We start from the raw sequence: 25,053 nt of genomic DNA on the forward strand, positions 1-25,053 counted from the left end.
CGTTTTGCTCCTTACATCCGAAAGATGCCGTACTGCTCGGGTTCAATGCGGGCACCCTGACAGGCGGCGAGCGCCAGCGCCAGCACGGTGCGGCTCTGGGCCGGGTCGATGACGCCATCATCCCAGAGGCGGGCGCTGGCGTAGTAGGGGTGACCCTGGCGCTCATACTGTTCGATCACGGGCGCGCGGATGGCGGCCGCTTCCTGTTCGCTCAAGTCTTTGCCCTCGGTAGCCAGCTTGTCCCGACGCACCTGCACCAGCACCCCGGCAGCTTGCTCGCCCCCCATGACAGAGATACGGCTGTTGGGCCAGCTAAAGAGCAAATCGGGTTCATAAGCGCGGCCACACATGCCGTAGTTGCCGGCACCAAAGCTGCCGCCGACGATCAGGGTGATCTTGGGCACCCGGCTGCAGGCCACGGCGGTGACCAGCTTGGCGCCGTGCTTGGCTATCCCCTCTTTTTCCGCGCTGCTCCCTACCATAAAGCCGGTGATGTTCTGCAAAAAGATCAGCGGGATGGTGCGGCGGTTACAGAGCTGGATAAAGTGGGCCCCCTTCTGGGCGCTGTCGCTGTGCAGCACGCCGTTGTTGGCGAGGATCCCCACCTCCATGCCGCAAATACGGGCAAAGCCGGTCACCAGAGTGGTGCCGAACAGCGCCTTGAATTCGTCAAAGTCAGAGCTATCCACCAGTCGTGCAATCAGTTCACGGGCGTCGTAAGGGCGTTTGAGACTGGTGCCCACCAGACCGTAGAGCTCCTCGATCGGGTAGCAGGGGGGCTCGTAGCCGGGGCTGCTCTCTATCGGCTCGTTACCCAGATGAGTAACCAGCGTGCGGGCGATGGCCAGCGCATGGGCATCGTCACGGGCCATATGATCAGCAACGCCCGAGTGGGCGCAGTGTACCTCGGCGCCGCCCAGGGCCTCGGCGCTGATCTCCTCGCCGGTGGCGGCCTTGACCAGCGGCGGACCCGCCAGAAAGATGGTGGCTTGCTCCCTGACCATGATGGATTCGTCCGCCATGGCGGGCACGTAGGCGCCCCCGGCGGTGCAGAGCCCCATCACCACTGCCAGTTGAGGGATGTTTTGGGCCGACATGCGGGCCTGGTTGTAGAAGATGCGGCCAAAGTGATCCCGGTCGGGGAACACCTCGTCCTGCATCGGCAAGAAGGCGCCACCGGAATCCACCAGATAGAGGCAGGGGAGGCGCAGCCGCTCGGCGATGGCTTGGGCGCGTAGATGTTTTTTCACCGTGAGCGGGTAGTAGGTGCCGCCCTTCACGGTGGCGTCATTCACCACCAGCATGCACAGGCGCCCAGAGACCCGGCCGATGCCGGTGATGATGCCGGCGGCGGGCACTGGCTCGTCATAGACCTGCCAGCCAGCCAGCGCCGAGAGCTCGAGAAACGGGGAGCCCGGGTCCAGCAGCTGATTGATGCGCTCGCGGGGCAGCAGCTTGCCACGGGCCTGATGGCGGGCGTTGTTGGCCGCGCCGCCTCCTTGCGCAATCTCGGCAATGCGGGCGTGGAGATCGTCGACCAGCCCCTGCATGGCGGCCCGATTGGCCGCATATTCCGGGCTCGCCGTGTCGAGGCGGGAGTGGATACGACTCATGCATTTTCTCCCATCAGCTCGCGGCCGATGAGCCAGCGGCGGATCTCCGAGGTGCCGGCGCCGATCTCGTAGAGTTTGGCGTCCCGCAGTAGGCGGCCAGTGGGGTATTCGTTGATGTAACCGTTGCCGCCGAGCAGCTGGATAGCGTCGAGGGCCATCTGGGTGGCGTTTTCGGCGGCAAACAGTATGGCTGCGGCGCAATCTTTACGGCTGGTGCGCCCCTGATCGCAGGCGCTCGCCACCGAGTAGACCAGCGCCCGGCTGCTGGCGAGGCGGGTATACATGTCGGCGAGCTTGCCCTGCACCAGCTGGAACTCGCCGATGGCTTGACCAAACTGCTTGCGCTCACGCACATAGGGCAGCACTACATCCATGCAGGCCTGCATGATGCCAAGGGGGCCCGCAGCCAGCACCACCCGCTCGTAATCGAGCCCGCTCATCAGCACCTTGACCCCGCCGTGCAGGGGGCCCAGCAGGTTTTCCTGCGGCACTCGGCAGTTGTCGAACACCAGCTCGCAGGTGCTGGAGCCGCGCATCCCCAGCTTGTCGAGCTTCTGGGCGGTAGAAAAACCGGGAGTGCCGGCTTCAACGATAAAGGCAGAAATCCCTTTGGGGCCCGCACTGGTATCTGTCTTGGCATAGATGACGAAGGTGTCGGCATCGGGTCCGTTGGTTATCCACATCTTGTTGCCGTTCAGCACGAAGTGATCGCCCTCGCGCTCCGCGGTGAGGCGCATGCTGACCACATCGGAGCCGGCTCCCGGCTCGCTCATGGCCAGCGCCCCCACATGCTCGCCGCTCACCAGCGGCGGCAGGTAGCGCGCTTTCTGTTCTGCCGTGCCGTGGCGGTGGATCTGGTTGATGCAGAGATTGGAGTGGGCGCCGTAGGAGAGGCCGACCGAGGCGCTGGCGCGACTCACCTGTTCCATCACCAGCACGTGGGCCAGATAGCCGAGGTTCACCCCGTCATACTCCTCCGCCACCGTGATGCCGTGCAGCCCCAGCTCACCCATCCGGGGCCAGAGATCACGGGGAAAGGCGTTGCTCTGATCGATCTCGCTGGCGCGCGGGGCGATCACTTTCTGGCAGAAGGCCGCAACCTGTTCGGTCAGGGCATTCAGGGTCTCATCCATCTGCATCCATGCTCTCCTTGCGGATATGACAGTCGGGTAGGAAGGTTGGGTCGACCGGCTGACTCGGCGTTACGGCTGGCAGTGGTCGGTCCATTTTGTACTTCACTTCTGCCACAAGTTTACGTTAGCGTAAACGTAAATCAATTGTTAATCTGTTGTGTGTCGATAAAGCCGTGGTAGTGAGTGCGTCATCAGCTACCACGACAACAGCGCCATAGTGGCAGATCCGAATGACCAGTGTGTGGGCGCCGCGTCATAAAGCGCTAACGCGGGGAAGAAAGCGCGGGGCAACAAGGGAGAGAAAGACGAGATGGATTTTACCCTGACCGATGATCAACAGGCGTATGTGGAGGCGGCCGCCGCCTTTGCCGATGAGGCGCTCAAACCCCATGCCGCGCGCTGGGACAAGGATCATGAGTTTCCGATCCCGACCATCAAGCAGGCGGCCGGGCTAGGTTTTTGCGGTCTCTATACCCCGGAGCAGTTTGGCGGATTGGGGCTGCCGCGCCTCGATGCGAGCCTCATCTTCGAACGCCTCGCCATGGGCTGTACCTCGACCACTGCGTATCTGACCATCCACAACATGGTGAGCTGGATGCTGGGTAACTGGTTGCCCACCGAGGTTGCCAAGGAGTGGGTGCCCAAACTGGCCAGCGGCGAGCTGCTGGGATCCTATTGCCTCACCGAGCCGGGGGCGGGTTCCGATGCGGCGGCACTCAAGACCCGGGCGGTGCGCGAGGGTGACAGCTACCTCATCGAAGGAACCAAGATCTTTATCTCGGGAGCGGGGAGCAGCGATGTGCTGGTGGTGATGACGCGCACCGGTGGTGAAGGTGCGAAGGGGATCTCTGCCTTTATGGTGCCGGCTAATGCCCCCGGCGTGAGCTATGGCAAGGCAGAAGAGAAGATGGGCTGGAACAGCCAGCCGACCCGGGAGGTTGTCTTTAATGGGGTTCGCATTCCTGCCTGCTATCGGTTGGGCGAAGAGGGGGAAGGGTTCAAGTTCGCCATGCAGGCCCTAGATGGTGGTCGCATCAATATTGCCACCTGTTCGGTGGGCACCGCCCAGCAGGCGCTGGACGATGCGCTGGCCTATGTGCAGCAGCGCCAGCAATTTGGTCACCCGATCAGTGAATTCCAGAGCGTGCAGTTTCGCCTGGCCGATATGGCGACCGAGCTGGCTGCCGCCCGCTTGCTGGTACGTCAGGCCGCCGACAAGCTGGATCGCGGGGCTCCGGACAAGAGTGCCTGGTGTGCCATGGCCAAACGGTTTGCCACCGATGTGGGTTATCGAATCTGTGATGAGGCTCTGCAACTCTTTGGCGGCTATGGTTATATCCGCGAGTATCCGCTCGAGCGCTATCTGCGCGATACCCGGGTACACCGCATTCTGGAAGGCACCAACGAGGTGATGCGACTCATCATCGCGCGCCGCCTGCTGGCCGATCCCGGTTTGTCGCTGGGCTAACCGGTGGTCGCATCAAGGGTGTGTTGCCTGCCACCCGATTGCACCATGCCGGTTTCGGCTTTGTGAGCCAGCCACAGGTTGGTGTCATTCAAGCCTGTCATCATGGAGGCAGCTTCATCGACAAGGACAATGCTATGACAAGGATCAGACTCGAATATCATGGCCACGTGGCCTATATCACCCTCGACCATCCCCCTGCCAACACCTGGACCCTCGCCAGCCTGCAGGCCTTTTTGCAGATGATGGTGGAGCTCGACAGTCGTCCCGACGTGGTGGCGCTGGTGATCCGCGGTGCGGGAGACAAATTTTTCTGCGCCGGTGCCGACCTCAATATGTTTGTCGAGGGGAATGTCGAGCTGGCCCGCGAAGTAGCCGAGGCCTTTGGCAAGGCCTTCGAGGCGCTGGCCCGTTTTCACGGTGTCAGTATCGCCGCCATCAATGGTTATGCCATGGGCGGTGGCCTGGAAGTGGCGCTGGCCTGTGATATCCGCATCGCCGAGCAGCAGGCGTTGCTGGGACTGCCGGAAGCCTCGGTGGGCTTGCTTCCCTGTGCCGGTGGCACCCAGCGCCTGACCGAGCTGGTGGGGCCGGGCTGGGCCAAGCGGATGATCCTCTGCGGTGAGAAGGTGAGTGCCTCGCTGGCCTACGAGATGGGGCTGGTGGAGGAGGTGGTGAAAACCGGTCAGGCATGGGAGGCGGCGCACCAGATGGCCCATCTGGTGGAGCGCCAGAGCCCGAGCGCCCTGCGCGCCTGCAAAACCCTGATCAATCAGGGCCGCAGTGGCCCGCGGGATGCCGCCTTGCCCCTTGAGCGGTCGCTGTTTCTCGATCTCTTTAGCGATGCCAATCAGCGTGAAGGGGTGGCCGCCTTCCTGGAGAAACGCTTACCGCGCTGGCAATATGGCCCAACAGAGTAAATCCATACGGAGCCGTTTATGAGTGAGCCGGTCAAGGTTAGCTGTTATCCCACCGAAGATGGCCATCAGATCGGGGTGTTGACCCTCGACAGCCCTGCGTCTCTCAACGCATTGAGCCTGCCGATGATCCAGATCCTGCAACAGACGCTGACCCGTTGGGAGCAGGATCCCGCCATCGTCTGTGTACTGCTGCAGGGGATGGGTGAGAAGGCATTTTGTGCCGGTGGCGATATCCGCTCCTTCTATTACCGCAAGCAGGAGGCAAGCGGATCGGAACTGTTCGAATATGCCCGCGACTTTTTCGAGCAGGAGTACCGGCTCGACCACCACATCCACTCTTACCGCAAGCCCCTGATCTGCGTGGCGGACGGTATCTGCATGGGGGGCGGCATTGGCCTGTTTGCCGGAGCCGATTTTCGGGTTGTCACCGAAAGAAGCCTGTTTGCCATGCCGGAGGTGACCATTGGCCTCTACCCCGACGTGGGAGCGAGCTGGTTTTTAAGCCGGCTGCCGGGGCGGCTGGGGCTCTGGCTCGGTCTGACTGGCGCCCGCTTCAACGGGAGTGATGCCATCGGTCTTGGGCTGGCGGATCACGCCATCGCCAGTGGCGAGCGCAGTGCGCTGTTGTCACGCTTCGCCGTGCTCGACTGGACTGGCAGTGGTGATCCCCGTGAGCAGATCGATCTGTTGCTCAGGGAATTGCACAGTGAGGTGGCGGCCCGCTTGCCAGCGCCTGTGCTGCTGCCCCATCAACAGAGGATCGATGCCCTGCTGGCGGGGCGCACGCTGCAAGGGGTATTGGCGCGGTTGTTCGAGGCTCAGTTCGATGAACAGGAGGCGGTACTCCAGCAGGCGCAGCAGCTCTGCCGCACCGGCAGCCCCATCAGCCGTGCCATTTTGTGGCGCCAATATTGGCAGGCTCGCCGCTACTCCCTGGCCGAGGTACTTGCCGAGGAGCTGACCCTCTCGGTCAACTGCGTGCTCAAGGGCGATTTTGTGGAAGGGGTGCGAGCACTGCTGATCGACAAGGATAAAGGTCCCCGCTGGCAGCAGCTACCACCGGAGGGGGAGTGGCTGGATGAGTTTTATCGCTGGCCGCAGGGGAGCAATCCGTTGGCCTGCAAGGAATAACAGGTTGGCAACCGTCGGACGCCGCCATCAGCAACGCAAGGAGCAAGCGGGATGACAAGGATAGGATTTATCGGGCTCGGCAACATGGGCGGGCCCATGGCGGCCAATCTGGCCAGGGCCGGGCACACGGTGCAGGTGTTTGATCTGGTTGCTCAAAACATTGAGCGCGCCATCGCCGCTGGCTGTATCGCAGCGGGGGATGCCCGAGAGGCGGTGACCTGCTGCGAGGTGGTGATCAGCATGCTACCTGCGGGGGAGCATGTGCGCGACCTTTGGTTGTCTGAGGGGCAGGATCTGCTGGCAGCCCTGCCGGTTGGTGCACTGGTGATCGACTGCTCCACTATCGATGTCGACTCTGCCCGTCAGGTCGGGGAGGCAGCCCGCGCCCGTGGTTTGCGCTTTATCGATGCCCCTGTATCGGGCGGTGTCGTCGGTGCGGCCGCTGGGACGCTCACCTTTATCGTTGGCGGCGACGCGGCAGATTTCGAGTCGGCGAAACCTCTGCTCGCCTGCATGGGGCAGAACCTGTTTCACGCCGGGACGCTGGGTGCCGGGCAGATCGCCAAGATGTGCAACAACATGCTGCTTGCGATCCATATGGCGGGCACTGCCGAGGCGCTGGCCCTCGGGGTGAAGGAGGGACTGGATCCCGCCGTGCTCTCCACCATCATGGGCAAGAGCTCCGGCAACAACTGGAGTCTGGAGCGCTACAACCCCTGGCCCGGGGTGATGGAGAATGTCCCTGCCGCTCGCAACTATCAGGGGGGCTTTATGACCCGTTTGATGGTGAAAGATTTGGGATTGGCCATGGCGCTGGCCGAGCATGGGCACAGCGCTGTGCCCATGGGGGCGCTGGCCCGCAACCTGTTCAACCTGCATGCCGCCCAGGGGCAGGGGAGTCGCGATTTCTCCAGCATCGTCGAACTCTATCTGGATAAACAGGGTCCCGCCTGACGGGCCACCTCTCTTCAAGGCATCTCCCTTCGACCAGCTACAAGGAGCATTGATGGATATCAAAGATAAGGTCATCGTTATTACCGGCGCCGGACGTGGCTTGGGACGGGCCATTGCGTTGGCCCTGGGCGCACAGGGGGCGACGCTGGCACTGCTCGACATCAATCGCGCCGATCTGGAAGCGACCGCCGCCCTGGTGCGCAGTCAGAATGATCAGTGCGATCAAGATAGCCAGTGCGAGCTGTTTGTCTGCAATGTGGCGAGCGAAGCCGAGGTTGAGTCGGTTTTTGCTGGCATCAAGGAGCGTTTTGGCGTGCTGCACGGTCTTATCAACTGCGCCGGCATTTTGCGCGATGGCATGCTGATCAAGGTGAAAGAGGGTGAGCTGGTGGAGAAGATGACGCTGGCCCAGTGGCAGAGCGTGATTGACGTCAACCTCACCGGTACCTTCCTCTGCGGTCGCGAGGGGGCGGCGCTGATGGCGCAAGGGGGGCAGGGGGGCGTCATCATCAACATCTCCTCCATTGCTCGCGCCGGCAATATCGGCCAGAGCAACTATGCCGCCAGCAAGGCGGGAGTTGCCTCGCTGGTGGTGACCTGGGCGCGGGAGCTGGCTCGCCATGGCATTCGGGTCATGGGAATTGCCCCTGGGGTGTTTGCCACCGACATGACGGCGGCGATGAAGCCGGAGGCGATGGCGCGGATGCAGCAGGCCATTCCGGTCGGCACCCTTGGCGAGGCGCAACAGCTGGCCGAGACGGTGAGCTTTATTTTTGCCAACGACTATCTGTCGGGGCGGATGGTAGAACTGGATGGCGGTTTGCGTTTATAGGGATTTACATAATGGGCCCCGGTGTTTCCACCGGGGCTTTTTTATGCAGATTATTTATACAGAGAGCGCCTGAATGGCGATGCATAGGAACCATGCGAGTCAGGTTGTGTTGGCAGAAAAATGAGAAATATCAATGGGTCTTGGTTAATTTGAGCCAGCTCACAGGCCATATGGGTCAGTGCTGTAAAATTGCGCGCGGTCAAGGCGGTGCATGATTGACGGGACGAGGGATTGCGGTCGGAATAGTCATGCAATATAGTTGCCGCCTTTTTCACGGGGTCAGGATTCCCAGCCCCTCCCATATTGCGCGCAGTATGAATACGGACGCTCTGCCGCCGCCTAAATAAACAGGATTGAAATGGACAAGAAACTAGGGCTGGGCGCCCTCATTTCGCTGGTGATCGGCTCCATGGTCGGCGCCGGGGTCTTCAGTCTGCCACAAAACATTGCTGCGCATGCCAGTGCCGGGGCGGTCGCCCTGGGTTGGGCCATCACCGGTCTTGGCATGATCTGTCTCGCGCTGGTCTATCAGAACCTCTCCATGCGCCGCCCCGATCTCGATGGCGGTATCTTCAGCTATGCCAAAGCCGGTTTCGGCGATTTCATCGGTTTCAACGCTGCCTGGGGTTACTGGCTCTGCCAACTGCTGGCCAACGTCTCTTACGCCATCGTAGTGTTCAGCGCCCTGAGCTACTTCTTCGATACGCCGGACAACGTCATCTTCGGTGACGGCAATACGCCGGTCGCCATCACGTTGGCCTCCATCCTGATCTGGTCGGTGCATGCGCTGGTGCTGCGCGGGGTGCAGGTCGCTGCGCTGGTGAATATCGTCACCACCATCGCCAAGATGGTGCCGCTCATCGTCTTCTGTGTTGCGATCCTGCTGGCCTTCAACATGGATACCTTCACTCTGGATATCTGGGGCCAGAACAACATGGAGCTGGGCTCCGTGATGGATCAGGTCAAGTCCACCATGAAGGTGACCCTCTGGGTCTTTATCGGGATTGAAGGGGCCGTGGTAGTCTCTGCCCGTGCCCGTCATCGCAAGGATGTGGGCCGTGCCACCGTGCTGGCGCTGCTCGGCGCCCTGACGCTCTACGTGATGGTGACCCTGTTCTCGCTGGGTGTCATGAGCCAGCCGCAACTGGCGGCGCTCAAGAACCCTTCGACCGCCATGATCCTTGAAGCCGTAGTCGGCCCCTGGGGCGCCTGGCTTATCAACATCGGTCTGGTGGTGTCGGTAATGGGTGCTCTGCTCAGCTGGACCGTGCTGGCCGCTGAAGTGCCCTATATCGCAGGCAAGACCGGCGTCTTCCCGGGCTGGTTTGCCAAGGAGAACAAAAACGGCTCGCCGCAGGTGTCCCTCTGGTGCTCCACCTGTCTGGTGCAGATCTTCCTGATCATCATCTACTTCCAGAGCAGCACCTATCTGGCGCTGGTCAACATCGCCACCTCGGCGGCGCTGGTGCCCTACGTTTTCTCCGGTGCCTATGGCCTGAAGCTGGCATTGAAAGGGGAGACCTATCAGGGTCAACCTCATCAGCGCAAGCGTGACCTGCTGCTGGCCCTGGTGGCGACCGTTTACGGCTGCTGGCTGGTCTACGCTGCCGGTGTGGAGTACCTGTTGCTGGTGGCGCTGCTCTATAGTCCGGGCATCTTCATCTACTGGAAGGCGCGTCAGCATCACGGTCTGCGCGGCCTTAACCGATTGGAGCAGGGGATGACGGCGGCCCTGCTCGGCTGTGCCGTGCTGGCCTTCTACAAGGTGATGGACGGTACCATTCCACTGCACTAACCGGCACAATGAAGAGATGGCCCTCGCGCCATCTCTTTTTTTTCATGCAGATATCCACTGTTGCCCGGCCGTGTTGGCCAGTTTTTGTTTAACACAGGAATTTTTATGCTGTTTATGGGTTACCTCCTGCTGGGCGCCTTTGCCGGCATGCTGGCGGGGCTGTTCGGGATTGGCGGTGGATTGATCATTGTCCCCGTGCTGGTCATGACCTTTCGCGCTCAGGGTATCGACCCTGAAATAATTACCCATCTGGCCCTCGGCACTTCCCTTCCCACCATGATCTTTACCGGATTCAGCTCGCTTAGAGCGCACCAGGAAGCGGGCGCCGTCGACTGGGTGATGATCCGCAGATTGGGGGCTGGTATGTTGGTTGGTGCCTGGCTCGGTGGTATGACGGCCAATCTGCTCAGTACCGGCACCCTCAATATCATTATCGGCTGCTTCGCCTGGACTATGGCGCTGCAGATGGGGCTTAACCTCAAGCCCAAGGCGGAAAGACACCTGCCAGGAGCGTTCGGCACAGGCATCGCCGGTACCATCATTGGCTGGATGTCAGCGCTGTTTGGCATTGGCGGTGGCTCGCTCACCGTCCCTTACCTGAGCTGGAACTCGGTGCCAATGCGCAATGCGGTAGCGGCCTCTGCAGCTTGCAGCATGCCCATCGCGCTGGCGGGGAGCCTCAGCTACCTCTATGCGGGTTGGGGTCATGCCGATCTGCCCGAGTGGAGTGTGGGCTACATCTATCTGCCCGCCCTGCTGGGCATTGTGCTGACCAGTACCCAGTTTGCCCGCCTTGGTGCCAAGCTGGCACACCGATTGTCACCAAGACGCCTCAAGCAGGCATTTGCTCTGCTGATGCTGCTGGTGGGGGCGAAATTTATGCTGTTTAGCTGATTCATTCGGCAGATTGTTGAAAAATAAGGCAAACGATCTGTTGGAGGGTAGAAAGCCGTTGCATTGAACGCCCAGTTTGCCTATTCTCCTCGCCGGTGGTCCTATTGGTCCTCTCGCATTGATAACCCGTCGACCTGGTCAGGACCGGAAGGTAGCAGCCAAGGCGGGGGACTCGAGTGCCGGGATGTGGCTGGTAGGGCCACCACTTGTTTCTGCAATTCAATAAGTTAGCTTCCTAAAGCCCTTGGTCATCCACTTTGTGTGGACGACGAGGAGCTCATCGATGAATCTCTGGCTCAGTCCCCACGGCATCTGGTATTACCGGAAAGTCACCACGCTCCCCTGTGGTCGCCGCAAAGAGATCAAAAAATCCCTGCATACCCGAGACAAGCCGACGGCCCGTGCAGCTGTTGCGAAGCGGCTTGCCTGCGTGGGTTCCAGACCCAAGCCCATTCAGTTGCCTGCAGACGTCAATGTTGCCCCACATGAGCAATCAGTAGCCCGGAATCAGGGGGGGGGTTATTGCTTGGTGACACGCAGGGTGGCGTTGTATTTGAGCCGACCATGGGAAATATGTCTGTTTATCTCGCTTAGCAGCGTCTCTTTATTGATGGGCTTGGTGATATATCCATTCATGCCATGGGAAAGATAGTATTGCTTGGATTCCGGCATCGCATCAGCCGTCAGGGCGATGATGGGGATATCTGCCCAAGGCATCTGGGAGGTGCGGATCCGGGTGGTGGCCACCAGGCCATCCATCACTGGCATCTGGACATCCATCAACACCAGATCAAATTCGGTGTGACCCAGTTTCTCCAGCGCCTCTTCTCCCTGAACGGCCAGTGTGACCTGATGGCCCACGGAGTCGAGCATGGCGCCGATCACCTTGCGGTTGGTGGCATTGTCATCAACCAGCAAGATGCGATAACTCTCCTGATCCAGCGGTTTGGACGGCAGGCAAACAATCGAGGGGGTCGTGGCTCTGGCGGGCCAGATGTAGGTAAAAGTACTGCCATGTCCCTCGCTGCTCTCTACCGAGATATCGCCGCCCATCAGGCGTGCGAGGTTACGGGATATTTCAAGTCCCAGGCCCGATCCGCCATATTGGCGGGTGATCGAGACATCCGCCTGGGCGAAACGTTGAAACAGGTTCTTTAGCTGACTTTTGCTCATGCCGATCCCGGTGTCCTGGATCGAGATGCGTATCGAGTGGCGATCCTGCTCCAACAGGGTGCTATCAACGCGAATATTGACCTCTCCCTGATGGGTGAACTTGATGGCATTGCTCACCAGATTGAAGAGGATCTGGCGCACTCTCAGCGGGTCGATCATCAACCACTCCGGCGTATCGGGGGCAACAGCCAGGGTCAGCTTGATCCCTTTTGCATCGCAGTTGCTCTGCATCAGGGCCCGGATATCCTCCAGCAGCTGGGGCAAGTGATGGGGGGCCAGTTGCAGCTCGATCTTGCCCTCTTCCAGCTTGGATACATCCAGAATGTCGTTGAGCAGACCGAGCAGATGGTTTGCCGATTCCCGCGCCGTCTCCAGATAGTCTCGCTCCCTCGGATCCATATCCCGGTCGGCCAGCAGTGAGAGCATGCCGAGAATGCCATTCATGGGGGTGCGAATTTCATGGCTCATGTTGGCCAAAAAGCTGCTTTTGGCTCTTGTGCCTGCCTCTGCCGCCTGATTTGCCCGCAGCAGTTTGTCATTGAGCTGCTGCATCAGTTTGTGCTGCAGAAACGAGATATTCATTTGCCGCCAGATCAGCAGGGCGAGCACAAAGAGCAGCGCAAATTGCAGGGTTGCGATGAGTGTCGTCGTGATGATCTGCTCCCTCACGCTGTCGCGACGCGCCACATCAAACAGGGTCGCCTGCTGGTTCACCTCCAGAGTCAGCTGATGGAGCAGGGGGAGCAGGGAGGCAAGCTGTTGGCGCAGCTCCTGATGGGCAAGATTGTCGAGCGGCTTGGTGGCTTCCGGGCCGAGCCAGATATCCGCCAGAGAGATGTAGGATCGAATGGCTTTGCTTGCCTGCTGGTAGATCTCTGTTTGCTGAAGCAGGCTGCGATCCTTGCTCTCCAACACCAGATCCATGCGGCTGACCAGAATATCGTATCTGAGCTGGAAGGTCGGTTGCGACTCATGGAGCAGCGAGCTTTGAAAACGCAGCGCTTCGTTATAGAGCTGGAAATAGTTCCACATCACGTTGTCTTCGCCCTGGCTGGTACTGCGCTGCAGATCCTGAAATTGCCGGTACTGGATGGTACCAATACCGGCAAAGGCAAGGAGCAGCACACAAAGCACCACAAACAAGAAACGTTGACTGGCCGCCATGGAACGCATGATGGGATCTACTCCACTTTTATCGCACTGATCTGCCAGATAGCCCGACCGTAATAGAGCTTGTTTTGCAGTTCGGGATATTGATCGAACGGATAGACAAGGAACAGCGGCCCTTTGTCACGCACCGACAGTGGCTTGCCATTGATCGTGCGGGCGAGGATGACCCGATACTGCTCGGCATCGCTTGTCGGCACCTGTACCGAGTAGTCATTGAGCGCGGTAATGGTGAGCTGTTTGCCGGTTGCCCCGACCTTGGCCAATACATCTTGCAGCAGCGGGCCGCGAAAGGTCTTGGCTTCGTCATACCAGGGGGTATGGGTTTTGATTTCGTGTACCGGTAGTTGATCCAGCATGGCGCTGTCCCACAGGGCCAGAGACTGATGAGTGGGGCTGCTGATGGCGCCTTCAACCTTCAACACGGCGCTGTCAGGGGAGGGGGCTGCGTATGCGGTGCCGCAAAGGGCTGCCAACAGTGGTGCGATGTAAAGGCCTGCTTTCATGATCTCTCCTTCCTGGAATATGGCGGCATGGGGGCCGAGCCAACGGTGGCTTGTGAGCTGTGTGCAAAGGCAAGCAATAATCGGGCCCGGTCTAATGGGCTTGAATTATCAGTCATTTAGCCTGTTATCGGGCGATCTCGGCCCAGGTGAATTGCAGTTTGCAACGTGCGGGGGAGGTTAATTGCAATTTGGCAATCAAAACGAGGCGTGGGTGTCGGCGAATAAGGCGCAAAGAGTATCATTTGGAGAACAAGTGCCGTGGCACTGCCCGGCATAACATTTGCAGCGTGCTGAATGCCGTGACAGCAAATAGTCTGAGAATCGACAAGGAGCTAGCGATGGAAAGCATGACTTACACCCTTAATGATATCCAGGTAGTGGTACTGGAAAACGAGTTTGACGCGATGGCCGTCAGTGAGCTCCGCCCGTTGTTTGAAACCCTCTCGACCCACCCGGGAGATATCCTGGCCGATATCAGCGATGTTCATTTTATCGACTCGTCGGGGATCGGAGCCTTGGTATTTCTCTATAAAAGATTGATTATGAACGGGCATCAGATGGCCCTTGTCTGCGGACCCGGTCAACCTCATGACCTGCTGGAGATGCTGCATATCGACCGGGTGATCCCCTGCCATGAGAGCATCAAGGCCTATATGCGCTCCCGTGGCATGATGGCCGCAGCATCATGAAACGCTTTGGTATCCTGCTCTCGTCCATTCTGCTGTCGGGTTGTGCGCAGTGGCCGCCACAGGGGTATGGCGGCATGGCAGAGGCAAGACCCACCCGTATTCCGGTCAATGAGGATGAACGGCGGGTCTGGTCTCGTTATGATGAGCGTCAGAAGGAACTCGACTTGCAGCTGACGGAATTAAAGCAGGCGAGTCTGCAGGGGTGTATGCCTGCCGAGTTGAAACGGCTACAATCTCAACGTATTGATATCGAACGGGATATGCACGGACGGCTCTGGTCGGATGTAGCCTGGCGTCAGACCGTGTTGGCACAATCACTACAACAAGTACGTTTGCGGCTGCAACAGACAACAGCGGATGGCTGTCGTGCTGATTGGTCAGGGCTCCCCTTACGCCAATGGGGGCAGACGTAACAGACGAAAAGGATGTCTATGAAACGGGGCGCTCTCGAAGGATTGATCTGTGTTCTCTTGCTGTTGTTCACCTGCCCGTTACTGGCCTCCGCCTTGTTGGCTCCCGGTGATCGGTTGGCCATAGTGCAACCCGGTGAGCCTGCTTTTGATCAGCCTTTCCAGATCAACAAGCAGGGGGAGATTGCACTGCCTGAAGTTGGCAACGTCGTGGTGGGGGGGAAGACCCTGCAACAGGCGGATGAGCTGATCCGCACCGCCCTCAAACCTGTTTACAACAACCTCTCTCAATTGACCGTCACCTTGCTGGAGAAGCGGCTGCTGATCAGCGTGATGGGCTATGTCAAAAAACCCGGCAGTTATGATCTGGCGCCCGATGGCAACGTGCAGATGGCCCTCGATGCCGCTGGTGGTCTGGTGCCCGGTGCCCAGCTCAACAATATGCAGGTGCGGCGCGGCAGCACGGTCTCTAGCTTCGACTACAAGCGTTATCTCGATACCGGCGATGCCAGCGTGTTGCCGCCATTGCAATCCCTTGATGTGGTGTTCGTACCCGCCTCTCCGCTGATCGGCAACGTGCAGATCGATTTTGATGCGGCAACCCTGGCGGCAGGCGGGGATGGCGATACCGGCAAGGCGATCAAGGTATTTGGCGAGGTCAACAGCCCCGGCGCCTTCAGTTTCAGGAGCGGCAACTCCATTGTGGATCTGCTGATGCGGGCCGGTGGGGTGACCCGTTTTGCCGGGGTGGAGCGGATCCGGGTGATCAATGGTGATGCCCCCGAACTGTTCGATCTCAAAGCCTATCTCGACTCCGGCAACAACAAGTTGCTGCCCAATCTGGCGCCGGGCGCCACCATCTTCGTGCCCAAGGATGAAGAGCAGATAAAACGGGGGGCACGTACCATCTACATCATGGGCGAGGTGTTCAAACCCGGCGCCTATGAGGGGCGGGAAGGGGACTCTTTCCTCGATATTCTGGCCAATGCCGGCGGCCCGACCCGCTATGCCGAGAGTCGCCAGATCCGTTTGCTGCGCACCGATGGCACGATCGAACCCATCGACTTGCAGGCCTATACCGAAGGGATGCAAAAGGCGCTGCCCCAAGTCAAACCCGGTGATGCCATCTTTGTGCCGGAAAAGACCGATATCAACGAGAAGTCCTGGTTGAAGGTGGCACCCGGGCGGGCTGTGATGGTGATGGGGGCGGTGCGGATCCCGGGTCGCTATGAATGGTCTGACGAGATGTCGTTGCTGGATCTGATCGCCCACGCCGGTGGCCCCAACGAGCGGGCCGATATCGCCAAGGTGCAGATCCTGACCGCCGAAGGGGGGCAGGCCACGCCAACCCTGTTTGATCTCGACAAGTTCCTTCATCAGGGCGGGGCGCTGGCCAGCCTGCCGAAGATCCGGGCCGGATTCACCATCATGATCCCCGAGCTGCCCACCGATCCCAGTGATAACAAGTCCCAGTGGGTGCGCCAGTCACCGGATAGCTCCATCTATATCTTCGGTCAGGTCGGGGCCCCCGGTCGCTATGCCTTCAATGAGCAGATGGGCTTTATCGACATCCTGTCGGCCGCCGATGGTCCGACTGCGGCGGCGGATCTGCGCAATGTGCGCATCGCCCATCGTAGTGGCAGCACTGCGCGGGTCAGCAAGCTCGACCTTGCCCTCTACTTTGAAACCGGCGATGAAACCTTGTTGCCCAAGGTGCTGCCCGGCGACTCCATCTACCTGCCGGAGAAGAATCGTCCCTGGCTCGATGAGCCGAAGGAGAACACCATTCGGGTGCTGGGAGCGATAGCCCGCCCGGGTCGCTACCGCTTTGACTCCTCCATGACCCTGCTGGATCTGCTGGCAGAGGCGGGGGGCCCGACCAGCAGCGCCTATATCAAGAAGATTGTGGTGATCAACATGGCTACCAGTGGTCAGGGGGATCAGGCCCGCAGCTTCGATCTCGACGGCTTTGCCAAAGAGCCCGACTTTAGCCAGTTACCGGTGCTGCGCGCAGGGGACACCGTCTTTATCCCTGACAGCAAGAGCAGCAACTGGGCCATCTTCATGGATGGTATGCGCGACATTTTGACTACGATTTCGGTGGTGGCCCTGGTCGGAACGCTTTGATATGAGCATCCCCATTCAATATCTGGAGCTCGAATCCCTCTATGCGGCGACGGTCGCCCGGGGGATCCGCTCGCTGGCGGTCACCTCGTCGGAAGGGGGGGAGGGGGTGAGCTCCATCTGCGATGCGCTGGCAAGGCGCTCGGAGGCGGATGGGCTGCGCACCCTGCTGGTGGATCTCAACCTCTATCATCCCGGCCGCGTCACGGCGGTTGCCTGGGGGCCCAATGATGTGCCCGAGCCGGTGGCCACTGGTCGCTCCTTGTCGCTGCTCCCGGCGCCGGGCAAGGATCTGATGGCCTTTCGCAACAAGGATACCTTGCGCCAATTGCTGGTTCGCTGGCTGGAGCATTACGATGTGGTGATCTTCGATACTTCGCCGCTCACCGCCCTCAATCGGGGCAATATTCCGGCCGATCAGGTGTGTGGTGCCTGTGAAGGGGCGCTGCTGGTGGTGCTGGCGGGGGTGACGCCGACGACCGTGGTACAAAGTGCGGTGGATAAACTGACCCGTGCCGAGGCCAATCTTATTGGCGCTGTCTATAACGACAAGCTCAACCCGGGGCTGGCCAGCGAGATCCTGCGCGAGCTCAACCGGCTGCCCAGCAACCGGGTGACCGAATGGCTCAAGCGCTGGTGCCGGCGCAGCGCCTTGCTCAATTTCCGGATCTGATCGCCCGCTGATGGAGGCCCGATATGGATGACTGGTTGCGATCTGCTCCGGCAACCCTGCAGTCGGTGCGCGAACTGCGCAACCGGCTGGCACAGGGACTCTCCCTGTTTCAGGTCTCCCCAAAGGATCAAGCCAACTGGCTGCTCTGTTTCAGTGAGCTGGCCACCAATAGCGTCAAACACACAGCTCCTCCTGCGACCCGGCTCTGGCTCACGCTGAAAGAAGATGAAACGGGCTTGAGTCTGATACTGGAGGATGATGGCGGCCCGCAACCCGGTCTTGCCAGCGCGCCGTTACCCGATGAGCTGCAGGAGGGGGGATACGGGCTGGCGCTGGTGCACCAGCTGTTTGCCGAGGTGCACTTCTCTCGCGACGGTGAGCGCAATCGCGTGACTCTTCGCCAGCAGGGCCCGGTCAACCAACTGCCGGTGATCGCGGTGATCGACGATGACAAGGTGATGCGTGCCCTGCTCACCGCCTACCTTCATGAGCACTACCGGGTTGAAAGCTATGCCGACTCCCATGCCGCCTTGTTGGCGCTCGGAAAGCAGCCCCCCGCGCTGGTGCTCTCCGATATCGAGATGGAGGGGATCGATGGCTTTGGGCTGCGCCAGCAGTTGATGAAGGATCCCAAGATGAAGGGGGTGCCCTTTATCTTCCTGACCGGTCATCAGGATCAGTGGACCCAGAGTCGGGCGGGGGCGCTGGGGATCGATGACTTTCTGGTCAAGCCCATCACCAAGCAGGACCTGTTGCTGGCGGTTTCGCGGGTGCTGCAACGCTCGGAGCAGCTCAAGTCGCAATGGGGCGAACAGCTGGATCAGCGCATGACCTCGGCGCTGCGCCCGTTATTGCCCGCCACCTCCATTGGGGGATACCAGCTGGCGTTGCAAACCCGCGCGGCCACCGTGGGGGGCGGGGACTTTCTGCTGGTCAAGGATCGGGTGTTGTGGCTCGGGGATGTGATGGGCCACGATGCAGAAGCCAAGTTTTTTGCCCATGCCTATGCCGGTTATCTGCGCGGCTTGCTGACGGCGCACGATCTGGAGCGCGCCCCCGCCCGTTTGCTGACCATCTTGTCCAATGCGGTTCACAGTGATCCGCTCCTCGGGGCTACCCTGCTCACCACCCTCTGCATTGAGCTCGGCAACGAGGGGCGGGTGCAGTGGGCCAGCGCGGGCCACCCTGCGCCCTGGCTGGTTGGGCCCGGCACCATCCGTCAGGTCGGCGTGACCGGCCCCTTGCCCGGTTTGCGCCCGGATCCTCACTTCGTGACCAATGAGCGTCAGCTCAAGCCCGGCGAGATCCTGCTGTTCTGGACCGACGGTCTGCTCGATAGCCGTGATGCCGCAGAGCGCCAGTGCTGGGAGGCGCAGCTCAAGGAGATCTGCCTGACCTCGGGGCCCGGTCTTGAGCAACTGGCTCATCGCATTGCCCGCTGGTTTGATGAGCGCATCAATGATGCCGCCCTCGATGACATGACCCTCCTGCTGGTCGCCTGTCCCGGCGCCTGATCCAGCCCCTCTTTGCCTGACTGGCCCGCTCTATGCAGCGCCTCATTTCAGGTGGCATGGAGCCACGGGAGGAGGTGCCTATGTTACCCATGCAGCAGATCTGGCTGGCCATCGATGCGCGTCAGGTCGGTGGAATAGAAGTTCACATTATCCACTTGGCCAACGATCTGCTGGCCAGGGGATTTCGCCCCACCATAGTGCTGGTGAGCAACCACGGCATGACCCCCTTTACGATCTTACTAAAACAACAGGGCTTGCCCTACGAGGTGTGCCAAAACAGCCGCGATTTTATGCGCCGTCTGGCCCGCCAGCCTGCCTCTGTGCTGATCCATACCCACGGCTACAAGGCCGGGGTGCTGGGGCGGCTGACAGCCTGGTTCACCGATAAATCGGTGGTTTCGACCTTTCACAGTGGGGATGACGGGGAAGGTTTGCTGAAGTTTTACAGCTGGCTGGATCGCACCACAGCGCGTTTTGCGAAGTGTATTGCAGTGAGCGAGCCCATCGCTCGCAAATTGCCTGTGCCAAGCACGGTGATCAGCAACTTTGTCCCCATGCCTGCGACACCGGCTGCGGTAACTGGCAACCGGATTGCCTTTGTCGGCCGCCTCTCGCCGGAAAAGGGGCCGGAGGCGTTCTGCCAGCTGGCTGCCTTCTGCCCGGATGGGGCGTTTCATCTCTACGGGGATGGCCCCATGAAAAGCGGCTTGTTGCAGCAGTATGGTGATCGCGTCCAGCTTCATGGTTTCCAGAACATGGCCAATGAGTGGCACAACATCGACCTGCTCTGCATCACCTCCCGCTTTGAAGGGTTGCCGCTGGTGGCCCTGGAGGCGATGGCTCACGGCATACCGGTCTGTACCTTTGCGGTGGGGGGCCTGGTCAATCTGATCGACCATAAATCCAATGGCTGGCTGGTGGAGCCCGGCCATGTGCGGGATATGGCGGAGCTGGTCAACTACTGGCTGCGCAGCGATGGGGTGGTGCGCAGCAAAATGAGTCAGGCGGCCCGCAACACCATAGCCCGCGGATACAGCGTGAGCAACAGAGTGACCGATATTCTGGCCGTCTACGGCGCCTGAATCACGGAGAAACCTGTCAAAACGAGTGGCCGCTGGCCACTCGTTTTTTTATGTGCCGGTGTTAGGGGTTGCAGGGGGCGGATTGCTTCTGTGATCACGCAACGCTCGGGTTTCTGCGGTTGGTCAAGCGGACATCCGGCCTGTGGATGGATGGGGCCAGATGATGGCGATCAGATCGCTGACTTCTCAGTGATCACTGCGGACGTGCCACAAGGATGCGCCATAAAAAAGGCCATTGCAGTGGCAATGGCCTGATGGGCGTTGAGATATGGTTGAGGTCGGCGCGGCGGAATTAGCGCCCCTTCTTGCCGACCATGATGGCAATCGTCTTGCCGATGATATGCATATCCTGCACCAGCCAGCGCCAGGGGTGGAGCAGGGCAACCGAGTAGGCCAGATCGAACGCCAGCTTGCTGCGCACATCATCCAGCGACTCGTCGTAACCCTGATTGACCTGCGCCAGACCGGTAATGCCGGGGGCCACTTCATAGGTGCGTTCGATAAAGTACGGCACCGCATCTTCCAGCCGGTTGGCGATCCCGGGTCGCTCCGGGCGGGGGCCGATCAGCGACATCTCCCCCTTGAGCACATTGATAAACTGCGGTAGCTCATCGAGCCGGGTTTTGCGCAGGAAGTCGCCGCTGCGGGTGATCCGGCTGTCCCCCTTGCCACACCAGACCGGCCCGGTAGCCGCCTCGGCGTCGGCGCGCATGGTGCGAAACTTGATCATGAAAAAGAGCTCGGTATGGGTGGCGTGGCTGCGCCCGATCCGCAGCTGACGAAAGAACACAGGCCCCGGGCTATCGAGCCGGATGGCCAGCATGATCAGCGGCCACAACGGCAGCGTCAACAGCAGGCCAAGAGTGGCACCGAGCAGATCCATGCTGCGTTTGACCACCAGGGTCAATCTTGGAATGGGGTGTGTCATACGGCTTTCTCCTGTGACATGAAACGTATGGGGGCGCGCAGGCAGTAGCGCAGGGTGCCCATGCCGTTGTACCAGTGTCCGAGTACCAGATAGTGGATCTTGCGAAACAGATTGGGCCAGGGGTGCACAGGGGTCAGCTGGATCAGGATGACCAGCAGATACCCCAGCAGTTGCAGCCCCAGCAGCAACTGAAACAGCAGGGATTGGGTGGCCAGCGGGATGGCGCAGAGCCACAGCAGGGTCAGGCAGAGCGGCATCAACACCCGCAGCCCCTTGCCACTGGCAAAGTTGAAGGCAACCCAGCCGAACTTGGGGTGCAGCAGGGGCAGCAACCGCAGCAGCTGCTGGGTGTTGCCGGCCCCGATCCGCTTGCGCCGTGTCGCCTCCAGCGCGGCATCGGAAACTTCCAGCTCCAGTGCGGCGCAGCGATTGTCATAGACCGCCCGATACCCCTTGGCGATGGCCTGCATCGGCAGGATGAAATCGTCGTTGATGGTATCGGCGGCCAGTGGGGTGAGGCACTCCCGGCGCATCATGTAAAAGGCCCCATGGGCCCCCAGCATGCCGCCAAGGGCCGACTCGCAGAGCTTGATCTGGCTTTGATAGTGCCAGTAACTCTCCTCGCCCTGAGAGCCCGGTTGCCAGAACCGGTATGCTTCCCCGACCACCCCTACCTTGGGATCGGCAAAATGGGCGACCGCCAGCAGCAGGCTGTCGATGGGCAGTAGGGCCGAGACATCGGTGAGGGCCACCAGATCGCTGTGCACCCGGGTCATGGCCTCGTTGAGCACGGCGACCTTGCCGCGATTGCGGGGGTGATCAAACAGCCTGATCTGCAACTGCTGCAGGGCGGGATCACCGAGCTGGCTCAGCGCAATGGGGTAACTGTTGTCGCTGCAGCCGTCGAAATGCACATGTACCCACAGCTTGTCGGCGGGGTAATCGAGGCTGGCGAGGTTTTGCAGCTTGGCCGCGATGGTCGCCGCCTCGTTGTAGACCGGCATCAGCAAAGTGATGGTCGGCAGCGCCTCATCGGTGGCGTCTGCTTTGAACCCTCGATCCAGAGGGCGCGGTGGATTGGCTACCTTGCGCGCCTGCCGACCACCGAATTTGAGCAGCAGGGGATAGCCGACATGGTGGTAGACCACCAGTACAGCGCACAGCCAGAACACGATCATGATCCATTCCATGGGATGCTCCTCTGGTCATCGGGTCGCTTGATCAGCGGCTGTAAAGCTGCTGATAGGCCTGAGCCATCCGGCTCAAGCTGCTTTGCTGGCACACAAACTCACGGGTGACGGCACGCAGGCTATGGCACTGCAGCAACCCTTGTGCCAGAAGCTGGGCAAGGCGGTCGGGATCCCGCTCCGACAGGATATGGCCGCTGGCCTGGCAGACGATCTCTCTGGCCGCCCCCACATCGCTCATCACCACCGGTACCCCGCAGGCCTGTGCTTCCAGCACGCAAAGCGGCATCCCCTCCGCCAGCGAGGGGAGGCAGAAGAGATCCAGCCCCTGATAGAAGCGCGGCATGTTTTCGACCAGCCCCAGAAAATGGACCCGATGGGCGATCCCCAGTTGCTGACACTGTTGTTGCAACGCATTTTGCAAACTGCCGACCCCAGCCAACGCAAGATGCACCTCCTGCGGCAGGGCGCGGATCGCCTCCAGCAGCAGAGTGTGACCCTTGACCGACTCAAGGCGGGCGGCGCAGCCAATCAGTTTGACCTCTTGGGGCAGCCCCATCTGCTGACGGGCGAGGGCGGCGGTGCCTGGGGCAAAGCGCCGCTCATCGATGCCGTTGGGGATCACGGTTGGCGACAGCTGGCCCAGCTTGGCCAGCAGCTGGTTGGCCACTGGCGTGGCATCGGCCACCAGAATGGGTTTGAAGGCGCGCAGTCCCCACAGGGCCAGCGTGCGCTGATGCGGGTTATCGAGATACCAGGCATCGTGCTCGGTGTGTACTAGGGTGGGCACCCGGGCCAGCCGACTGGCCAAGCCGCCATAGAGCATGGGCCCCAGATGGTGGGTATGTACCGCGATGGGCTTGAGTTGGCGCAGCAGCCGGGTGAGCCGCCAGAGGGTCGCCAGCGACCAGCCCGCAGGCTTTTCCAGACAGTGAATATTGCCAGCAAAGGGATGCAGGGCGGGCCAGGCGTTTAGCACATCCGTTTTGCGCCCTTCAAGGGAGATGATATGCACCGGCTGATCGGCCGGGCTTGCCTGAGTGAGGTTGAGCACCATGGTCTCCAGCCCGCCGGGCTGCAGGTGCTGCACGATTTGTACGATGGAGCTTCTGCGAGGATGGGGTCTGTGCGACGGGGTTGATGACAACATGGTTCGCGCTCCGGCAAGGGAAGGGGTGACACCCCGGATAGCGGGAGAATGCGAATCTTGTACCACTCTTGCGATCTGCCCACAGAGGCGATCATCTCCTCTGGTGGCACTGCCTTTGCATCGTGCGGGGGGAGGGCTTTTCTCAGGGAGTGATGCCATGCCTGTCCAGTTCTATTACAACCTCTACATCATTCTCTTTGCCGCCTGGCGCCGTCGTTATCTGCTGGTGATCCCGGTGCTGGTGATGCCGCTGGTGGGCGTGACGGTCGGCCTGCTCACCCCCAAGGAGTATGAGAGCCGCACCACCTTTATGGTGCCGCAAGATGCCAACCAGACCCCGACCCTCAAGGATCTGATCACTCAGGAGAGCCTGAAAGATCGCTTTGCGGTGCTCGAAGCCCTGCTGCGCAGCCGTTATGTGCTGGACGGGGTAGCGCGGGATCGTGGCCTGGTCAATGACGAGACCCCCCCAGCTCAGCGCGATGCCATCATGGACTGGCTCTCGAGTGCCGTCTCGCTGCGGCTGATCGGCGATGAGGTGATCGAGATAAAGGTAAAAGCGGATTCGGCGGCCAACAGCGCCGGTTTGCTCGAAGCCATTTCACGGCGCTTTTTCTTCAACCTGCTCAGCAAGGGGCGCCAGTCGGCGGAATCGTCCGAACGTTTCCTGCAAAGCCAGCTCGACAGCCGCCGCAGCGAACTGCAAGAGGCCGAGCAGCTGCTCGCCGACTTCAAACGGGAGCATGCCAGCGCCTTACCCCAGCAGCAGAGTACCAACGTCGCCCGTCTTTATGGTTTGCAGGAGCGCTATGCCGAGAGCCTGATCACCTTGCAGCAGGCCAAGGCCCGGGTCGATCAGCTATCGCTGGGGCAGGAGAGCCAGCTGGCCCGCCAACTGGATGAGAAGCTGCAACTGATGCGCACCGAGCTGGTGTTGCTGCGAGCCCGCTACAGCGACGAGCATAGCAAGGTGCAGAGTCTGCGCTATCAGATTGATCAGTTGCAGCAGGAGTTCGAGCAGCTCAAATCCCAACCGGATATGGCCCGCGGGCCCGAGTGGCAACTGGCCCAGACGCAGCTGACGGAGGCGGAGCAAAACGCCGCCGGCCTGAAGAACCAGCTCGATGGGCTGGACAAGGTGGTCGACTCCCAGGGCGATACCGAGCGCCAGCTCGCCGAGCTGGAACGGGATCTGGCGGTCAAGCGCACCCTCTATCAGGATTTGCTGCTGCGCTATGAAAAGGCCAAGGTGACCGGCGATCTGGGCAACTTCGAGCAGGGAGAGCGGATCAAGGTGATCGACAAACCCTTTGCCCCCAGCAAGCCGAGCAACTACCCGCTCTGGCTGTTTCTGTTGGCAGGCATTGTTGGCGGGCTGGGGCTCGGCTGCGGTCTGGCACTGGTGGCCGAATTGGCGGATGCCAGCCTGCGCCGCTCCGATCAACTGGCCGCCCTGGTCAAGGCGCCGGTGCTAAGCCGCATTCCCTACTGCGAGCCGGTGCCGGACTATCCATCCCACAGTGATCAGGCGCTCGATGGGCAGGTGCTGCCCTTGTCACCAGAACCGGGTTGATTGCCACAAAAGCTGGCTATCAGCCGGAATCTGAATATTTCTGATTAGGCCTCTTAATGAGGCCTTTTTTATATCATGCAAATAGCGGAGTAAACATCGCGGCAAGCCCCATAAAAGAGGAGATAGACTTCATTTTCTGT

21 protein-coding genes and 1 other RNA gene are annotated in these 25,053 nt (G+C 60.5%); 15 read left to right on the forward strand and 7 right to left on the reverse strand.

Annotation, left to right across the window (positions count from 1 at the left end; all coding sequences use genetic code 11):
* Positions 1-11: 11 nt before the first annotated feature.
* Entirely contained in the window at positions 12-1,613 is a 1,602-nt protein-coding gene (locus G5182_RS00845; RefSeq protein WP_216953759.1) for a carboxyl transferase domain-containing protein, read from the reverse strand.
* Entirely contained in the window at positions 1,610-2,752 is a 1,143-nt protein-coding gene (locus G5182_RS00850; RefSeq protein ID WP_421254082.1) for an isovaleryl-CoA dehydrogenase, read from the reverse strand. The genes G5182_RS00845 and G5182_RS00850 overlap by 4 nt, the downstream gene beginning before the upstream one ends.
* Before the next feature lie 304 nt (positions 2,753-3,056).
* Here G5182_RS00850 and G5182_RS00855 point away from each other — a divergent pair, with 304 nt between their 5' ends.
* From G5182_RS00855 to ffs, 8 genes are all read left to right on the forward strand, one after another.
* Positions 3,057-4,214: an acyl-CoA dehydrogenase family protein gene (locus tag G5182_RS00855; RefSeq protein ID WP_421254083.1), complete on the forward strand. Its 1,158-nt coding sequence runs from the start codon at positions 3,057-3,059 to the stop codon at positions 4,212-4,214.
* A gap of 134 nt (positions 4,215-4,348) precedes the next feature.
* Entirely contained in the window at positions 4,349-5,131 is a 783-nt protein-coding gene (locus G5182_RS00860; protein WP_005336930.1) for an enoyl-CoA hydratase, read from the forward strand.
* An 18-nt stretch (positions 5,132-5,149) separates the two neighbouring features.
* Positions 5,150-6,262, forward strand: coding sequence for an enoyl-CoA hydratase/isomerase family protein (locus tag G5182_RS00865; RefSeq protein ID WP_421254084.1), 1,113 nt, complete (start codon positions 5,150-5,152; stop codon positions 6,260-6,262).
* A gap of 51 nt (positions 6,263-6,313) precedes the next feature.
* Positions 6,314-7,216, forward strand: coding sequence for a 3-hydroxyisobutyrate dehydrogenase (gene mmsB / locus G5182_RS00870; RefSeq protein ID WP_421230765.1), 903 nt, complete (start codon positions 6,314-6,316; stop codon positions 7,214-7,216).
* Between the two features lie 52 nt (positions 7,217-7,268).
* The gene (locus G5182_RS00875; RefSeq protein WP_139429631.1) at positions 7,269-8,048 is read left to right on the forward strand and encodes an SDR family oxidoreductase; all 780 of its coding nucleotides are present in this window, start codon (positions 7,269-7,271) and stop codon (positions 8,046-8,048) included.
* Between the two features lie 358 nt (positions 8,049-8,406).
* Positions 8,407-9,843: an arginine-ornithine antiporter gene (arcD, locus tag G5182_RS00880; protein ID WP_005336921.1), complete on the forward strand. Its 1,437-nt coding sequence runs from the start codon at positions 8,407-8,409 to the stop codon at positions 9,841-9,843.
* Positions 9,844-9,948: 105 nt separating this feature from the next.
* A complete protein-coding gene (locus G5182_RS00885) occupies positions 9,949-10,737 on the forward strand; it encodes a sulfite exporter TauE/SafE family protein (protein WP_270817185.1) in 789 nt (262 codons plus the stop codon).
* A 102-nt stretch (positions 10,738-10,839) separates the two neighbouring features.
* An RNA gene (ffs, locus tag G5182_RS00890) (signal recognition particle sRNA small type) lies at positions 10,840-10,936 on the forward strand.
* Between the two features lie 320 nt (positions 10,937-11,256).
* Here ffs and G5182_RS00895 read toward each other — a convergent pair.
* Together G5182_RS00895 and G5182_RS00900 are read right to left on the reverse strand one after the other, a co-directional pair.
* Positions 11,257-13,083: an ATP-binding protein gene (locus tag G5182_RS00895; RefSeq protein WP_216953740.1), complete on the reverse strand. Its 1,827-nt coding sequence runs from the start codon at positions 13,081-13,083 to the stop codon at positions 11,257-11,259.
* 8 nt (positions 13,084-13,091) lie between these two features.
* Complete coding sequence (locus G5182_RS00900) at positions 13,092-13,583, reverse strand: molybdopterin-dependent oxidoreductase (RefSeq protein WP_043819743.1); 492 nt, start codon at positions 13,581-13,583, stop codon at positions 13,092-13,094.
* Positions 13,584-13,921: 338 nt separating this feature from the next.
* On the opposite strand from G5182_RS00900, the gene G5182_RS00905 reads away from it, so the two are divergent.
* From G5182_RS00905 to G5182_RS00930, 6 genes are all read left to right on the forward strand, one after another.
* A complete protein-coding gene (locus G5182_RS00905) occupies positions 13,922-14,272 on the forward strand; it encodes an STAS domain-containing protein (protein ID WP_005333409.1) in 351 nt (116 codons plus the stop codon).
* Positions 14,269-14,685: a hypothetical protein gene (locus tag G5182_RS00910; protein ID WP_019445317.1), complete on the forward strand. Its 417-nt coding sequence runs from the start codon at positions 14,269-14,271 to the stop codon at positions 14,683-14,685. Before G5182_RS00905 ends, G5182_RS00910 begins: the two co-directional genes overlap by 4 nt.
* Before the next feature lie 18 nt (positions 14,686-14,703).
* Complete coding sequence (locus tag G5182_RS00915) at positions 14,704-16,809, forward strand: SLBB domain-containing protein (protein WP_421254085.1); 2,106 nt, start codon at positions 14,704-14,706, stop codon at positions 16,807-16,809.
* 1 nt (position 16,810) lies between these two features.
* On the forward strand, positions 16,811-17,479 hold the full coding sequence (locus G5182_RS00920; RefSeq protein WP_194496151.1) for a capsular biosynthesis protein: 669 nt from the start codon (positions 16,811-16,813) through the stop codon (positions 17,477-17,479).
* Between the two features lie 23 nt (positions 17,480-17,502).
* The gene (locus G5182_RS00925) at positions 17,503-18,993 is read left to right on the forward strand and encodes a SpoIIE family protein phosphatase (protein ID WP_421254086.1); all 1,491 of its coding nucleotides are present in this window, start codon (positions 17,503-17,505) and stop codon (positions 18,991-18,993) included.
* A gap of 80 nt (positions 18,994-19,073) precedes the next feature.
* Positions 19,074-20,075 carry a glycosyltransferase family 4 protein gene (locus G5182_RS00930; protein WP_421254087.1) on the forward strand — a complete coding sequence of 334 codons (1,002 nt, stop codon included), beginning with the start codon at positions 19,074-19,076 and terminating at the stop codon, positions 20,073-20,075.
* A gap of 292 nt (positions 20,076-20,367) precedes the next feature.
* Here G5182_RS00930 and G5182_RS00935 read toward each other — a convergent pair whose 3' ends face one another.
* The 3 genes from G5182_RS00935 to G5182_RS00945 are packed head-to-tail and all read right to left on the reverse strand — an operon-like array spanning position 20,368 to position 23,340.
* Positions 20,368-21,003 (reverse strand): sugar transferase, encoded by a 636-nt coding sequence (locus G5182_RS00935; RefSeq protein WP_042052827.1) that lies wholly within the window; start codon positions 21,001-21,003, stop codon positions 20,368-20,370.
* Entirely contained in the window at positions 21,000-22,193 is a 1,194-nt protein-coding gene (locus G5182_RS00940) for a glycosyltransferase family 2 protein (protein ID WP_042010803.1), read from the reverse strand. The genes G5182_RS00935 and G5182_RS00940 overlap by 4 nt, the downstream gene beginning before the upstream one ends.
* Before the next feature lie 31 nt (positions 22,194-22,224).
* Positions 22,225-23,340: a glycosyltransferase gene (locus tag G5182_RS00945; RefSeq protein ID WP_421254088.1), complete on the reverse strand. Its 1,116-nt coding sequence runs from the start codon at positions 23,338-23,340 to the stop codon at positions 22,225-22,227.
* Between the two features lie 157 nt (positions 23,341-23,497).
* On the opposite strand from G5182_RS00945, the gene G5182_RS00950 reads away from it, so the two are divergent.
* The gene (locus tag G5182_RS00950) at positions 23,498-24,913 is read left to right on the forward strand and encodes a GumC family protein (RefSeq protein WP_368194806.1); all 1,416 of its coding nucleotides are present in this window, start codon (positions 23,498-23,500) and stop codon (positions 24,911-24,913) included.
* Positions 24,914-25,053 lie beyond the last annotated feature (140 nt).

Source organism: Aeromonas sp. 600948 (assembly GCF_049174875.1).
In the GTDB taxonomy this organism is placed as follows: domain Bacteria; phylum Pseudomonadota; class Gammaproteobacteria; order Enterobacterales; family Aeromonadaceae; genus Aeromonas; species Aeromonas veronii_A.

What these genes read in the sequence shown, in the direction of transcription:
- G5182_RS00940 (WP_042010803.1), bottom strand. Translation starts at nt 22,193, where the DNA reads ATGGAATGGATCATGATCGTGTTCTGGCTGTGCGCTGTACTGGTGGTC.
- G5182_RS00900 (WP_043819743.1), bottom strand. Translation starts at nt 13,583, where the DNA reads ATGAAAGCAGGCCTTTACATCGCACCACTGTTGGCAGCCCTTTGCGGC.
- arcD (WP_005336921.1), top strand. Translation starts at nt 8,407, where the DNA reads ATGGACAAGAAACTAGGGCTGGGCGCCCTCATTTCGCTGGTGATCGGC.
- G5182_RS00860 (WP_005336930.1), top strand. Translation starts at nt 4,349, where the DNA reads ATGACAAGGATCAGACTCGAATATCATGGCCACGTGGCCTATATCACC.
- G5182_RS00935 (WP_042052827.1), bottom strand. Translation starts at nt 21,003, where the DNA reads ATGACACACCCCATTCCAAGATTGACCCTGGTGGTCAAACGCAGCATG.
- G5182_RS00875 (WP_139429631.1), top strand. Translation starts at nt 7,269, where the DNA reads ATGGATATCAAAGATAAGGTCATCGTTATTACCGGCGCCGGACGTGGC.
- G5182_RS00925 (WP_421254086.1), top strand. Translation starts at nt 17,503, where the DNA reads ATGGATGACTGGTTGCGATCTGCTCCGGCAACCCTGCAGTCGGTGCGC.
- G5182_RS00905 (WP_005333409.1), top strand. Translation starts at nt 13,922, where the DNA reads ATGGAAAGCATGACTTACACCCTTAATGATATCCAGGTAGTGGTACTG.
- G5182_RS00945 (WP_421254088.1), bottom strand. Translation starts at nt 23,340, where the DNA reads ATGTTGTCATCAACCCCGTCGCACAGACCCCATCCTCGCAGAAGCTCC.
- G5182_RS00910 (WP_019445317.1), top strand. Translation starts at nt 14,269, where the DNA reads ATGAAACGCTTTGGTATCCTGCTCTCGTCCATTCTGCTGTCGGGTTGT.
- G5182_RS00930 (WP_421254087.1), top strand. Translation starts at nt 19,074, where the DNA reads ATGTTACCCATGCAGCAGATCTGGCTGGCCATCGATGCGCGTCAGGTC.
- G5182_RS00885 (WP_270817185.1), top strand. Translation starts at nt 9,949, where the DNA reads ATGCTGTTTATGGGTTACCTCCTGCTGGGCGCCTTTGCCGGCATGCTG.
- G5182_RS00915 (WP_421254085.1), top strand. Translation starts at nt 14,704, where the DNA reads ATGAAACGGGGCGCTCTCGAAGGATTGATCTGTGTTCTCTTGCTGTTG.
- mmsB (WP_421230765.1), top strand. Translation starts at nt 6,314, where the DNA reads ATGACAAGGATAGGATTTATCGGGCTCGGCAACATGGGCGGGCCCATG.
- G5182_RS00850 (WP_421254082.1), bottom strand. Translation starts at nt 2,752, where the DNA reads ATGCAGATGGATGAGACCCTGAATGCCCTGACCGAACAGGTTGCGGCC.
- G5182_RS00895 (WP_216953740.1), bottom strand. Translation starts at nt 13,083, where the DNA reads ATGCGTTCCATGGCGGCCAGTCAACGTTTCTTGTTTGTGGTGCTTTGT.
- G5182_RS00950 (WP_368194806.1), top strand. Translation starts at nt 23,498, where the DNA reads ATGCCTGTCCAGTTCTATTACAACCTCTACATCATTCTCTTTGCCGCC.
- G5182_RS00865 (WP_421254084.1), top strand. Translation starts at nt 5,150, where the DNA reads ATGAGTGAGCCGGTCAAGGTTAGCTGTTATCCCACCGAAGATGGCCAT.
- G5182_RS00855 (WP_421254083.1), top strand. Translation starts at nt 3,057, where the DNA reads ATGGATTTTACCCTGACCGATGATCAACAGGCGTATGTGGAGGCGGCC.
- G5182_RS00920 (WP_194496151.1), top strand. Translation starts at nt 16,811, where the DNA reads ATGAGCATCCCCATTCAATATCTGGAGCTCGAATCCCTCTATGCGGCG.
- G5182_RS00845 (WP_216953759.1), bottom strand. Translation starts at nt 1,613, where the DNA reads ATGAGTCGTATCCACTCCCGCCTCGACACGGCGAGCCCGGAATATGCG.